Below are 13,502 nucleotides of genomic sequence, written 5' to 3' on the forward strand. Positions count from 1 at the left end.
TTTCTTCGATTGACCGAAGTCCACTCAATCGGAAAATACTCTATAGGGCGTACCCCAGCCGTACCATCATCTCGCCATGATCGCGTTCGATCCGGCGCACCTGCGTCGGCGTCAGGGCCGCCTGCCAGCCCCCGGCCCGCCCGACCCGGAAATGGCTGCGGCCATCGCCGCGCAAGGCAAAGCCTTCCTGCCGGTCCCGCGCCTTCAGGCGGTCGAAGCGGGTTGCTTCCACCGCTGCGGCAATCCGGTCCGCCGCCGTGGGCAAACCGGCAAAAGCGGCCATTTTGCTGAACTCCCCCACCGGATCGCTCAAAAGATCCTCGTACCGGATCAGCAGGCGCGGCATTTCTTCAGCGGTCAGCCAGCTCCGGCAATGACTGCTCCAGTCCAGCAGGAGAATGGGAAGCTGTGGACCCGCCGCCGCATCGGGGTCAAAGTCCAGCCGGTACCCGGGGTCTGCCATCCGGGCAATGGCCTCATCCTGATCGCAGTCAAAAAACTCGGCGAAGGACACGGCAATGTCGCGGGGATCACGGACCAGATGGATCGCCCCGGCCGTCGCCCGAGCGGACAGCCGGGCATCCCCCTCCTCCGTCCGGGTCCATGCATCATGGGTCCGGTACAGGGCGGGGCGGGACAGATGGCGCGCTTCCGCCTCCAGCCGCAGCGGCTTCAGGGTGATCGCCTCTTCCGGCGTCAGGTCCGCCAGCTTGATGCCCAGCGCGTCATCGAAGCCCAGCAGCCCGAAATCCACCGGAACCCGCAGGATCTGGTCCCGGATGCTCCGGACGTCTCCCGCTCCGGCCAGAAGCTGCGCCACGAACAGGCGCAGCCACGTACTGCCGGATTTCGGATAAGCGGCAATCCAGATGATTTTTCGGATATCAGACAAAATCGCGCAGTCTCCGGCGGGGCTTCAGGCTTGTGGAATGACAGATCCCGGCGGGGACCAGAGGGCGGGCAGGACGGAAGGATCGTAAGGGGCAACACGCGGGGCAGCAACAGGTCTGGACAGCTTTCCGCAGGAAATGCCATAAATCGCCAGACTTATGATTTTACAGGATACCCCGCCCGATGACCGAACTTTCTACGGGGACCATCCTCGAACGGAACAGGGATATGCTCTTTTCCCACATTGATCATGAAGTGGTGATTTTCCACATGATGAAGGGAGCATACTTTTCGCTCGACGAGGTCGGAGCGGATATCTGGTCGCGCCTTGACACCCCGATGACCGTGGCAGCGCTGTGCGACAGCCTGACCGCCGATTATGACGGAGACGGTGCCGAGATTGAGCGGGACGTTCTGGTGCTGCTGGCTGACATGAAAGACGCCGGTCTGGTCATCCTGCACCAGCCGTAAGGCTGACTCCGGACGGCCTTCCGCAGCCGGTCCGGTAAACATGGGTCAGGTCGATGAACAAGGCGCTGTGATGAGAAAAACGGTTGAACTGGGTGGCTGGCGATACTGCGGCGACATTCTGCCCCCGGGCGGGGTGGCGGTGGAGACCGATGCCCCGGCCGACATTACGGTGACCGTCACCGCCGTTCCTGCCGCACCGGAGGACTCCTCCCCCGGACATCCGCTGTGGCGGAACCTGACGGATGGCCGGATCCTGCTGTCGGTGCCCGGAATTGGCCGCTTCTGCCTGTCCGGGGGCGACAGGGTTGATGTCGAACCGGCTGCCGGGGCCGACCCGGTCAGCCTTGGCCTGCTCCTGAGCGGACCGGTGCTGGCCGTGCTGAACCGTCAGCGCGGTCTGCTCCCGTTCGACGGAGCCGCCCTTGGCCTGAACGGCGGAGCCCTGCTGATCGTCGGGGCTTCCGGTGTGGGGAAAAGCACTCTGGCCGCCGTTCTGGCGCAACAGGGGTGGCCGGTGCTGGCCGACGGGGTTGTGTCCGTCTCGTCCCGGAAGGACGGGGCAGAGCTGATACGGGGTGCCCCCTGCCTGCGGCTGTGGCGGCGGTCTGCCCGGATGCTCGGCCTTAATCCGGAGGAATACCCGCCGCTGCGGCCCGGAGTTCCGCGATTTGACACCCAATGGGACGGCCTGCCCCCCCGCCCCCGCCCCATCACCGGGATCGCCATCCTGCTGAACCGGGCCGCACGGCCGGAGTGCGAGCGGCTGTCTCCGGGGCAGGCGGTGGCCTGCCTGACGCGCGCGCTGTGGAGCCGCCCGGCCTATGCTGAGGACCGGCCCGGCGCAGCGGCGTTGATAACAGATCTGGCGGCGCTGACGTCCTCGGCCCCCTGCTGGCGTCTGACGCTGGCAGAGGACCTCGGCGGCCTGACACCGACAGCCGATCTGCTGAAGCAGTCGATCGGCCTGTAAAATAAAATATCAATAATGTGCCTGCATCTTTTCACGCCCTCCCCTCTTCAGGAGTGGAGGAGGGAAAGACAGCGCGCCCGATCTGGCGGGCCCGTTCCAGCAGGGCTTCCGGTGCCCCCGGATCAGACAGCAGCAACAGACGGGATGTCACGACCGGTGCGCCGCAGTACCCGAAGATTCCATGATCAATCTGGGTTTTCATGGCACTCTCATAGCCATGCCGGGCATAAGTCCCCTGATCTGCTCCGCCGATTGCGACCAGATGGACGGAAAGCCACCCCAGCTTTTTCCGGATCACCGCCTCCGCCCGGTCATCATAGGCCCAGCCACTGGTGAACACCCGGTCAATCCAGCCTTTCAGCAGGGCCGGCATCGACCACCAGTACACCGGATAGACCAGAACCAGCGCATCAGACCGTTGCAGGCGGGCCTGTTCCGCCGCCACATCGGCGGGGACCGGGGCCTGATGCAGGTGCACGGCATTATCCGCCGCCGTATAGCGGGGATCAAATCCCCCGGCGGCCAGATCGACCAGCTCGACACTCGCCCCGGGGCTGCCTGCGGTGATCCCTGCGGCGATGGTCCGGGCAATCTTCTGCGTCAGCGCTTCACGCTCCGGGTGGGCAACAATGATGGTAGAGTGCATGGTGCTTCCTCCTGATCCGGGACTGCGATCCACAGCCCACAGAAATATACAAAAAGTAACTTACCTTTGGTATATAGAGACATCCGATAATGCCGACAACACCTGAATTCCAGAAAAGTAAGCGCGTCCGCCTCAACCGCGCGGAACGGCTGAGGCAACTGATTGATGTGTCGTGGGACATCATCCGGCAGGACGGGACCGATGCCCTGACCCTGCCGACCCTTGCCCTGCGGGCACAAGTCGCCAAGCCGGTTGTCTATGACCACTTCGGCACACGCAACGGCCTGCTGGCCCGGCTGTATCAGGACTTTGACCAACGGCAGACCGCGCGGATCGATATCGCGCTTGCCGGAAGCGGGCCGACCCTGCGGGAGACGGCGACGGTGATCGCAACCTCCTACATCTCCTGCGTCTTCGCACAGGGGCAGGAGATTCCCGGGGTTCTGGCTGCCCTCGCCGGTTCGCCGGAACTGGAGACAATCAAGCGGGAGTATCAGCGGGCCTTTATTGCCAAGTGCCGGACCATCCTGACCCCCTTTTCTCCGCAGCACACCATCAGACCGGCAGCGCTGTGGGCGATGCTGGGGGCGGCGGATACCCTCTCGGCGGCCGCGGCATCAGGGGAAATTACCCTTGAGGAGGCCACCGGGGAACTGTCGCGCCTGATTATGGCCATTCCGGACAGCAGCGCCCCCGGCGAAGCCGTCTGATCCGGCCATAATCGCCCCTTGCATTCGTTTGCAAAATCGGGCATCCCTGCCGCCTGACGTTGGGGAACCGGCCTTTGCGCCGCCCCCACACCCCACAGCTCCGTTATCTCTCCTTGGCGGATACCGACAGGCGATGACCCCCGGCACCCAGCCCCCTGCGGCCAGAGTCACTTCCCTTGATGTTGCCCGGCTGGCGAATGTCTCGCAGTCGGCGGTGTCGCGCACCTTCACGCCCGGTGCCAGTGTGTCGGAGAAAACCCGGGAACGGGTGCTGGCCGCCGCCGCCCAGCTGGGCTACCGCCCCAACATTCTGGCCCGCAGCCTGATCACCGGGCGCAGCAATATGGTCGGGCTGGTGCTGTCGGAACTGTCCAACCCCTATTACCCGCCGCTGCTGGAAAAACTGTCCGATGCCTTGCAGGCGCAGGGGCGGCATCTGCTGCTGTTCACCGTCCCGCGTGATCAGGATGTGGAACTGCTGATCCCCCGGGTGTTGCAGTATCAGGTGGATGCGGTGGTGATCTGCGCCGGAACCGTCTCCTCCGGGATGGCGGCGGCCTGTGCCCGCGACCGCCGCCCGGTGCTGCTGCTGAACCGCACCGCCGACCACCCGGAGGCCGATCATATCCTGTGCGACAACGAAGACGGCGGACGGCAGGCGGCAGCGGCGCTGATCGCCGCCGGATGTCACCGTCTGGGCCTGATCACCGGCCAGAAGGAGACCCTGACCAGCGACCACCGCTGTCAGGGCTTTCTGGCCGAGGCCGCCCGCCACGGCATCCCGGTGGCACAGGCCGACGGCGGTTTCACCCGCAGCGGCGGGGCCGAGGCCGCCCACCGCCTGCTGACCGCCCCGCAGCGGCCGGACGGCCTGTTTGCCGCCAATGATCTGATGGCGCTGGAAGCCCGCCGCGTTGCCACCGATCTCGGGCTGTCGGTACCCGGCGACCTGAAGCTGATCGGCTTTGATGATACCGCCGATGCCGCACAGGCCGGTCTGGCCACCCTGCGCCAGCCGGTGGAGGAGATGGTGCGCGCCACCGCCCTGCGGCTGGACGCCCGCCTGAACGGGGCCGCCCCCGCCCCGGCCATCACCCTGCCGGTCACCCTGATCCGCCGCGCCAGCCTTGGTGCGGCGTAACCCCCCTCTTCCTCTCCCTCCATCGGAAAGTGCCGCACCATGGTGCCTGAGTCCCTCGCCCCTTATGTTGAATACGTCGGTTCCACCGCCGGGGCGCTGACCACCTTTGCCTTCCTGCCGCAGGTGATCAAGGTGTGGCGGACCCGCTGCGCCGATGACCTGTCGTTCCTGACCTTTGCCGTGTTCTGCCTTGGTGTGGCCCTGTGGATGGCCTATGGCCTGATGATCGACTCCCCGCCGCTGATCGTCACCAACGCCATCACCTTCGTTCTGGCGCTGGCGCTGGTGGTGATGAAGATCGCCTTCACCCGTAAGACCGCATAAGACGCAGACAGACCTCCATGCAGAAAGGGCGCCCCTCACGGAGCGCCCTTTTGCTGTATCCTGCGGGGGTGATGATCAGCCGCCGCGTACGGTATGGATAAAGCGGTCCACTTCCTGACTCAGGGTGCCGGACTGCACCGCCAGATCGGCAGCCGACTGCTGCACCTGCGCGGCAACGCTGCTGGCCTCCTGCGAGGTATGGGCGATGCGGCTGACGTTGCCGGTGACGATTTCCGTCCCCTGCGCCGCCTCCACCGCATTGCGGGCGATTTCGCGGGTGGCGGCCCCCTGCTGTTCCACGGCGCTGGCAATGGCGGCGGACACTTCGCTCATACGGGTGATCTGGCTGCTGATACGGTTCATCGCCTGCACGGCGGCGGTGGTTGCCGACTGCACATCCTGAATCTGGGTGCCGATTTCGCTGGTGGCACGGCTGGTCTGGGTGGCCAGCGATTTCACCTCGTTCGCCACCACGGCAAAGCCCTTGCCGAGGTCCCCGGCACGGGCGGCCTCGATGGTGGCATTCAGGGCCAGCAGGTTGGTCTGACTGGCGATGTCGTTGATCAGCCCGACCACATCACCAATCTTCTGCACCGCGCCGGACAGGCCTTCCACCACATGGGCGGTTTCCTCGGCATGCTGCACCGCTTCCGCCGACAGAACGGAAGACTGCTCCACCTGCCGGGCGATTTCCTGAATCGATGCCGACAGCTCTTCAGACGCTGAGGCCACGGTCTGCACGTTGGCCGAGGCCTGATCCGCCGCGCCGGTGGCTTCCGTGCCACGGGCGTTGACCTCGCCGGAGATGTCGGACATCACCTGCGCATTATCCTGCATCGACCGCGCCGCGTCGGAGACGGAGGCAACAACGGCGCTGACCGTCTGCTCGAAGGTATCCGCCATGCTGTTCAGCAGGGCGCGCTTTTCAGCCTCCGCCTGCTCAGCCAGATGCGCCTGTTCAGCCTCCAGCCGCCGGGCCTCGATGCCTTTTACCTTAAACACCTCGACGGCACGGGCCATCTCGCCGACTTCATCGCCGCGCCGGGTGCCATGGACCGTCACCGTCAGGTCTCCGGCGGCCAGACTGTCCATCACCGCGCCAAGGCGGGCCAGCGGGGTGGTCACCCCCTGCGCCACCACCCAGATCGCCAGCGCCAGCACCATCAGCGTTGCCACCGACGGCACCGCCACCGACAGGACAACCAGCTGATCAGACCGCGTCTGCAATTCGGAGGACAGAGCATCGGTTTCCGCCACCAGTGCCAGCGTCAGCGGCAGCATGGTCTGGGTGACCCCTTCCACCTCCGGCAGAAACTGCGAGCGGAAGGCGGTATTGGCGTCTTCATCCCGGTTCACCAAGGCCAGCGCGGTGATCGCCTCGGCGCTGGTGAACGCGGCATCAAACTTCGCCCGCACGGCCTTCAGGGTATCGACATAGCCCGGCAGCGCGTGTCCGGCCTTATCGAGACGGTCATAGAAATCACTGCGGACCGTCGGCAGCGTCTCCTTCAGGCGGGTGATTTCCGGCACGCTCTCTTCGGCAATCATGGTGGCCACGGTCGCCCGCAGGCCGGTGGCAATCCGGTTGGCGCCAATCATCTGCGCCTGCCCGGCCGCATTGCCTTTCAGCAGGGCATCGTACTGATCCGACATTTTCTTGATCTGCACCGCGCTGATGGCGGCGCAGCCGATAGAAACCGCCCCCAGCAACAACAGGACCAACAGCACCTTGGTCCTGACCCGAATGTTCGCCAGCATATCAGCCCTCCGCTTTTTGCCCCGGCCCTGCCGGGGCCTGCATCCCAAACGGCCGCCGGAGGGGCAGACCCCTGCCCGTTCCGGCCCCCCAGCCGTAGCCCCCCGGAGAGAGACAAATCAAGCCCTATCTATAGTTCTAAAGAACCATGCCAGACACTGTGCCAGCATCTTTGTATGCCTGCCCCCGCAGAATTCCTGTCAGGCTGCGGCTGAGGACGGGAAATCATAGTTAGTTCAATCCTAAAATCAGCCTGAATATAAATAATAAGGAATATTCGATTTACGCATACCCGGCGGCCTCTCTTTCTGCGATTCATACTTAAATCGATTTTAAAATTACGAGTCGGAATTGCACCACGCACCGTTCCGCGGGAATATATTTTCCTGAACACCCTTTGAAAGATCAGCCCCCGGCAATCTGCATGCAATACGTATACAGTGCGCCCAGCCCCTGACTGCCGGGCGGACACAGCACCGCTGAACGCACCACGCCGTGGCCCCCGACCGGATGCACTGGCAAAAAAGGTATGGCATAGCCCACCCTCCCCCGGGCGGCAGAGGTTCAGCCGGGGGTCAGCCGGGGTCCAGCCCGTCAGGCGCTAAGCCAAGCGCACACAGGATCTGATAGTCGGCGGCGGCCCCACTGACGCCCCGGCGGGCACGGTGGCGGCCAGCCCGCTGGGCGAAGGGGGCATCAGGATAGCGTTCTCCGGCAGCGGGGGGCAGCAGCAGCGCAGACGGCACAGCCGGTGGCAGCGGGGTGACGGCGGCGGCCAGCACATCGGCCATCGCCTGTTCAAAGAAACGCAGGCTCTGCGGCGGGTTCTGGCCCCGCCCCTGCATGGTGGCCATCCGTTGCCGGAACAGCCCGGTGCACAGGCTGACCGTCTCCGCCCCCGGCAGGCCCAGTTCCTGCCCCCGGCGCAGCACCGCCGCCGCCACGGCCGCATCGGTGGCGGCTGGCCAGACCCGGCGCCGGGCATCGCCCCAGCCTTCGGTCCGGGCGGCATCGAAGGCGGCAATCAGGCGGCTGGTATCGCTGTCGGGGCCATCTGGCGGAGGGGCACCAACCCCGGAACCATCCTCGTCCGGCCGGGGTGAATCATCGACCGATGGTGGCACCCCGGCAGCAGCGCCGCGCTGCTGTGGCCTCTGCCCTCTGGTCTCTGGCTTCTGGCATCTGGCTTCTGGTGTCTGGCCTCTGGCTTCTGGGGGGGAGGGTGGTTCTGAAACCACCCCCTCATCCACCCCCTCATCCACCCTGGGGGGTGGTGCGCAGGCTGCCACCTTCGCGGCCTGACGGCCCCGGCGGGAGGTCGGCAGGGTGCCCCCTCTGGCGGCGCGTTCCCCGTCAAGGCGCTTCTGTTCATCCCGGATCATCCGGCGGCAGCAGAGAATACCATCCCCGGTACGGCTGAACACCCCGGCGTCCTCCAGCTCCCGCAGCAGCGGGGCAACATCGACGACCGGCACGCCGCACAGGTTGGCAAGCTGGGTATCGTTCAGCGGGCGGCCATTGATGACCAGATGGCCGTAGGGCTCGGCGGTGTGCATCAGGCACAGCATTTCGGCCCACAGACCGCGTGCCGCCAGACCGCAAAGGCGCAGCTGCGGGTCAGCCCGCCAGTCCGCCGGGAAAAACTTCATCCATGGATTTTTGGCCGATGCCATCGGGCGCTCCTTGTCGGCTGGCACAGAAGGGGGACCCTTCCATGATGACCCAAAGCCCGCAGAAGCCGGAAATGACATGAGTTACCGTAAAGGGACCCGGCACAGCACGGCCAAGGTCAGCCTCTGGCGGTGACGTTCTCCATGTGGAGCGCGCCGGTCACCTCGACCCCTTTGACCACGATGGATGCACCGCCGGTGGCGTGGACGTTGGTGAAGGTAAAGGTGTGGGCCCGGATTGCCTCGATCAGGATGGCGGTCTGCGGCGTCGCCCGCTCCGGCAGGGCCAGCAGGGCCGCCTTCAGGGCGTCAAGGGCCTGCAGGACTTCGGCGTCACTCAGGGCACCACTTGTCTCCAGCTTCTTGGCCACAAAGTCCTGCGTATCGGCATCCTGCGGGGCCTCCTCCAGAGCCTCCACGGCGGCCCCGATCCTGAAGCGGTCCTTCAGGGTCCGTTTCAACCCGCCGTAGAGGTCCTTGGTCACTTCCTCCAGACCTGCCGTCGCCATGGTCTGCGCCGCCGCCAGAGCCATCGCCGCCAGAGTGATCTCAACCATTCCCGTTCTCCCCACGCAGTGCTTTCAACCCGTTAATAATCGGCCCCAGAAGATCCTCTTCCGGAGCAATCCCGGCAGCGTCACAGGCCTGCTGATAGACATCCGCGATGCTTTCGGCCTTGCGGGCAAAGGTCGCCGGAGAGGACAGATAAAACGGAAAAATAAACGCCATAGCCTCCCGCGAGGCCTGCAACGCCTCCTCCCGCAGGTCAAGATCCGATAGCATGAAAGCCAGATTGTTCAGTGATACGGCCAGATCGGGCGTAAAGGCCTGCGGGTGTGCTGCCGACAAACAACGACGGATTGCCACCGAATCCCGTGCCGCCTGCAACGCATCCTCCCGCCGACCAAGCACCGACAGCATTGTAGCCAAGGTGTTCAACGCCATCGCAAAATCGGGAGCAAAGACTTGCGGGTGCGCTGCTGACAGGCTGCGGTACAGCTCTGCTGCCTCCGCCGCCGCCTGCAACGCCTCCTCCCGCCGGCCGAGATCCAACAACATGCTGGCTATATTATTCAGAGCCATCGCAAGATCGGGAATGAAGGCATCAGGGTGCGCTACCGACAAGCCCCGATACAGCTCTACTGCCTCCCGCGAGGCCTGCAACGCCTCCTCCCGCTGGCCAAACTCCGACAGACGGTTGGCTAAAGTGTTCAGGGCCTGCGCCAAAGCTGACGAAAAAGCCAGCGGATGCGCTGCCGATAGGCTGCGGCACAGCTCTGCCGCCTCTTGCGCCGCCCGCAACGCGCCCTCCCGTAGGCCAAGAGCCGACAGCATGGTGGCCAAGGTGTTCAGCGATGTGGCCAGAACGGGCGTGAAAGTCTCCGGGTGCACTGCCGACAAGCGGCGACGAATTTCCACCGCTTCCTGTGCCGCCTGCAATGCCTCCTCCCGACGACCAAGCGCCGATAGCATGCTGGCCAAGGTGTTCAGTGATCTGGCCAGAACGGGCGTGAAGGTCTCCGGGTGCACTGCCGACAAGCCGCGACGGATCGCCACCGCTTCCTGTGCCGCCTGCAACGCATCCTCCCGCCAACCAAGCGCCAATAGCATACTGGCCAAGGTGTTCAGTGATCCGGCCAGAACGGGCGTGAAGGCCTCCGGGTGTGCTGCCGACAAGCGGCGATACAGCCCTGCCGCCTCCTGCACCGCTTGCAGCGCGTCCTCCCGCCGACCATGCTCCGATAAACGGTTGGCCAAGTTGTTCAGAGATCCAGCCAACTTGGGCGTGAAGACCTGCGGGTGTGCTGCCGACAGGAGGCGGTACAGTTCCACCGCCTCCTGCGCCGTCTGCAACGCCTCCTCCCGTCGACCAAGTGCCGACAAGCTATTGGCCAAAGTGTTCAGGACCAGCGCCAGATCAGATCTAAAGGCCTCCGGGTGCACTGCTGACAGGCGGCGGTACAGCCCTACCGCCTCCTCCGCCGCCTGTAACGCTTCCTCCCGACGACCAAGCTCTGATAGCATGAAGGCTAGGTTACTCAGTAATCCTGCGAGATTGGGTATGAATGTCTCCGGATTCCTTGCCGACAGGAGGCGATACAGCTTTGCCGCCCCCTCCGCCACCAGCAATGCTTTCTCCCTCTGGCCATGATCTGACAGCATGGAGGCGAAAGTACTTAGCACCATCGCCACAACAGGAGCGAAAGACTCTGGGTCCACTGCCGACAAGAGACGGCACAGCTCTGTCCCCTCCTGCGCCGCCTGCAACGCCTCCTCCCGCCGACCAAGATCTGAAAGACGGTTGGCCAGATTGTTCAACATCACAGCCCGGTTGTGATCCGGAAGGTTTGGCTCCTTCAGCAACCGCTCCAGCAGGGCAACAGTAAAAAAGGCGGAAAAAACCGTTCCCTCCCGCCTCGCAATCCCGGAAAAGCGGTCCGCCCGGGTCGGGTCCTGATCCAGCATGGCGACAAGGTTGCGCTCAAACCCGCTGCGCCACTCCGCCCTGCCCTCCATCAGGTCGTAGCCGACACGGCTGATGATATCGCCGAAGCCGTCGCCCTGCGGGTCGGCGACCAGACCGAACCACGTCGGCACCGCACTGTCTGAGGCCCCATCCAGCAGCACCTTGGCGAGAAAGACCGACGCCATCCGGTCCGGCTCCGGGCGCGGGATCTGCGGCGGTTGGGTGTCCATCCGCCGCTGCCACCACGGCGTTTCGCTCAGGGCATCGATCAGATCCTGCCCGGTCAGCGGGGCGGCCCCTGCCGCCGCCAGCGCCCGGCACAGGTCTTCCGTCAGCCCGGACGGATGCAGCGCCGCCAGCGCCAGCAGGCGCGGCAGGCCATGCCTGCCCAGACCGGACTTCTGCGAGACCGCCCGGACCCGATCCAGTTCATAATCAGCCAGTGCGGCAATCAGCTCCGGCGCGCCAAGGCCGAAACCGCCCTGCCCGGTCAGCACCTGATGCAGGGCCGCCGCCATCACCCCCAGCGGAGCCCGGTTGCCCTCCGACCGGGCGAACCAGTCCAGCGCGTCGTCCTCCTGCACCGCCGGAGCGGTGGTGCCGCTGACACTGATAAAGGTCTGCCGGGTTTGGTGGAACAGGTCCAGCGCCTGTTGCGGCGACAGCGGCCCAAGGTGCGCCAATTCCTGCCGCCCGAAGCGGGGACCGAGGTCAAAGGCCACATCCTGCCAGTCCTGAAAGCTCCGGCGGGAGACCAGCAGGATGCGGATCGGGAACGGCAGCCCATCATCGGGGCGGTCCCGGATGGCCTGCACCAGCCCGTTGACCACATCCATCCGTTCTTCGGGGTAGTCAAGAATCAGGAACAGCCCGCGCCCGTCGCTGTGGATGGTCTGGGTGGTCTGGGTGGTGGCGGTGCGCGGCACGAACCCGGCGGACCAGCCACCGGCCCGCAGGCTTTTCGCGGCCTCCGCCGCCAGACGGGTTTTTCCGCTGCCACCGCCGCCGGACAACAGGCGCACCGACAGGGTGTTGCCCCCGCCCCGCGCCCACTCCAGCAGGGCCTGTAATTCCGGCTCGCGGCCGATGAAGGCCGGGGCCATCCGGTACCGCCATTGCAGGGCGGCGAACAGATCCGGCTGGCCCTCCACCATCACCTGTTCCGGGCTGTACCAGTCCAGCCTCAGCGGGGTGGGGGCCGGACAGTTCCCGGTGGAAACCGTGATGTTCCCGAAGGCAACGACATTCTGCACGGTGATGGACCCCGCCACCACATCAGCCATTGCAATCCCCCCGATAGTCCGGCCCTCATCCCGACGATGGATAGGGCGGGCTGTTACCGCCGCCCCGCCCCGGAATGTCAGAATAGGGTGTCAGAGTGCTGAAATATCCCCTTTTTGACGAATCCTTTTTCCCATACATCCTGAAATAATCCCCTTCTGCCGGGACGGTGACGCCCGGACACCGCGTTGGCTTGCCAGCCGCCAGACGGATCCTTATTTCAATGGGCGGCCACTCTCAGGGCCCCGACAGGACAGGACCAACCATGCCCGCCACCGGCCATGTCTTCATCGCCACCAGTCTGGACGGTTACATCGCCCGCGCCGATGGCGGGCTGGACTGGCTGCCCGCCGACCTGTCACCGGACGACAGCGGTTACAGCGCCTTCTACGCCAGCGTTGACGGGCTGATTATGGGGCGGAACACCTTCCGCACCGTGCAGGCCTTCGGCGGGCCGTGGCCCTACGACAGGCCGGTGATCGTGGTCAGCCGCAGCCTGACCGCCGCCGATGTCACCATTCCCGGAGCCGACATCACGCTGGCCCCCAGCACGGAGGCCGCGTGGGAACAGGCGGACCGGCGCGGCTGGGGCCGGATCTATCTGGATGGCGGCGCAACAGTCCGCAGCTTTCTGACCGCCGGACGGGTGCAGGACATGGTGATCACGCAGGTTCCGGTGCTGCTGGGCGATGGCATCCCACTGTTTGCCCCCGGCGACACCCTGCCCTGCCCCCTGTGCCACGCCGAAACCCGCGTGCTGCCGGGCGGGCTGGTGCAGACGCGGTATACGGTATCAGGGGGCAGCTGAGGCAGCCCGCTTATCCCTCAGGTGGCCGCAGGGATGCCGAAACATCCACAAACACCCGCACCCGGACCAGTGCCACATAGGCGGCCTCATCATGCTCCGCCTGCACCTGTCGCAACGGCGTCGCAGGCGGCATCGGGGCACCGTCCTCCGTCATGCCCTGAAGGTGCATCGCCAACGCTTCATGCGCGTTGATCACTGCGGTCTCCATCCCCACCCCACCGGAGGTACACCCCGGCAGATCCGGAAAAAAGACCGCATAGCCGCTGCCACTCGGTTCCAGTACGGCAGGATACATTCTGTACATCGGCGGTTCTCCCCTGTCAGAATAACCCTAACGCACTTAATGGATGGGAAAAAGTCCCTCTGC

At 65.0% G+C, this 13,502-nt stretch carries 13 protein-coding genes; 6 read left to right on the forward strand and 7 right to left on the reverse strand.

Annotation, left to right across the window (positions count from 1 at the left end):
* Positions 1-40 precede the first annotated feature (40 nt).
* Complete coding sequence (locus FHS48_RS15590) at positions 41-892, reverse strand: sulfotransferase domain-containing protein (protein ID WP_184264708.1); 852 nt, start codon at positions 890-892, stop codon at positions 41-43.
* 227 nt (positions 893-1,119) lie between these two features.
* Between FHS48_RS15590 and FHS48_RS15595 the strand changes: the two genes are divergently transcribed.
* Positions 1,120-1,362, forward strand: coding sequence for a PqqD family protein (locus FHS48_RS15595; RefSeq protein ID WP_260402519.1), 243 nt, complete (start codon positions 1,120-1,122; stop codon positions 1,360-1,362).
* Positions 1,363-1,432: 70 nt separating this feature from the next.
* Positions 1,433-2,332, forward strand: coding sequence for a phosphoenolpyruvate carboxykinase (ATP) (locus tag FHS48_RS15600; RefSeq protein WP_184264712.1), 900 nt, complete (start codon positions 1,433-1,435; stop codon positions 2,330-2,332).
* A 31-nt stretch (positions 2,333-2,363) separates the two neighbouring features.
* Here the strand turns inward: FHS48_RS15600 and FHS48_RS15605 are convergent, their stop codons facing one another.
* On the reverse strand, positions 2,364-2,978 hold the full coding sequence (locus FHS48_RS15605) for an NAD(P)H-dependent oxidoreductase (protein WP_184264714.1): 615 nt from the start codon (positions 2,976-2,978) through the stop codon (positions 2,364-2,366).
* Positions 2,979-3,067: 89 nt separating this feature from the next.
* Here FHS48_RS15605 and FHS48_RS15610 point away from each other — a divergent pair, with 89 nt between their 5' ends.
* The 3 genes from FHS48_RS15610 (at position 3,068) to FHS48_RS15620 (ending at position 5,153) form a co-directional block, all read left to right on the forward strand.
* On the forward strand, positions 3,068-3,688 hold the full coding sequence (locus FHS48_RS15610) for a TetR/AcrR family transcriptional regulator (RefSeq protein ID WP_184264716.1): 621 nt from the start codon (positions 3,068-3,070) through the stop codon (positions 3,686-3,688).
* Positions 3,689-3,821: 133 nt separating this feature from the next.
* Positions 3,822-4,829 carry a LacI family DNA-binding transcriptional regulator gene (locus FHS48_RS15615; RefSeq protein WP_184264718.1) on the forward strand — a complete coding sequence of 336 codons (1,008 nt, stop codon included), beginning with the start codon at positions 3,822-3,824 and terminating at the stop codon, positions 4,827-4,829.
* Positions 4,830-4,868: 39 nt separating this feature from the next.
* Positions 4,869-5,153, forward strand: a complete 285-nt coding sequence (locus tag FHS48_RS15620) for a SemiSWEET family sugar transporter (protein ID WP_184264720.1) — start codon at positions 4,869-4,871, stop codon at positions 5,151-5,153.
* Between the two features lie 75 nt (positions 5,154-5,228).
* Here the strand turns inward: FHS48_RS15620 and FHS48_RS20505 are convergent, their stop codons facing one another.
* From FHS48_RS20505 to FHS48_RS15640, 4 genes are all read right to left on the reverse strand, one after another.
* Positions 5,229-6,911 (reverse strand): methyl-accepting chemotaxis protein, encoded by a 1,683-nt coding sequence (locus tag FHS48_RS20505; protein ID WP_311769151.1) that lies wholly within the window; start codon positions 6,909-6,911, stop codon positions 5,229-5,231.
* A 573-nt stretch (positions 6,912-7,484) separates the two neighbouring features.
* Positions 7,485-8,582: a hypothetical protein gene (locus tag FHS48_RS15630; protein ID WP_184264721.1), complete on the reverse strand. Its 1,098-nt coding sequence runs from the start codon at positions 8,580-8,582 to the stop codon at positions 7,485-7,487.
* A gap of 116 nt (positions 8,583-8,698) precedes the next feature.
* Positions 8,699-9,136 (reverse strand): hypothetical protein, encoded by a 438-nt coding sequence (locus FHS48_RS15635; RefSeq protein WP_184264723.1) that lies wholly within the window; start codon positions 9,134-9,136, stop codon positions 8,699-8,701.
* Positions 9,129-12,329, reverse strand: a complete 3,201-nt coding sequence (locus tag FHS48_RS15640) for a tetratricopeptide repeat protein (RefSeq protein ID WP_184264725.1) — start codon at positions 12,327-12,329, stop codon at positions 9,129-9,131. The genes FHS48_RS15635 and FHS48_RS15640 overlap by 8 nt, the downstream gene beginning before the upstream one ends.
* Before the next feature lie 263 nt (positions 12,330-12,592).
* On the opposite strand from FHS48_RS15640, the gene FHS48_RS15645 reads away from it, so the two are divergent.
* Entirely contained in the window at positions 12,593-13,135 is a 543-nt protein-coding gene (locus tag FHS48_RS15645) for a dihydrofolate reductase family protein (protein ID WP_221443548.1), read from the forward strand.
* 10 nt (positions 13,136-13,145) lie between these two features.
* On the opposite strand, the gene FHS48_RS15650 is transcribed toward FHS48_RS15645, so the two are convergent.
* Positions 13,146-13,439, reverse strand: a complete 294-nt coding sequence (locus tag FHS48_RS15650; RefSeq protein ID WP_184264729.1) for a type II toxin-antitoxin system HicB family antitoxin — start codon at positions 13,437-13,439, stop codon at positions 13,146-13,148.
* Between the last annotated feature and the right edge of the window lie 63 nt (positions 13,440-13,502).

This window comes from Novispirillum itersonii, from assembly GCF_014205675.1.
Classification (GTDB): Bacteria; Pseudomonadota; Alphaproteobacteria; order Rhodospirillales; family Rhodospirillaceae; genus Novispirillum; species Novispirillum itersonii_A.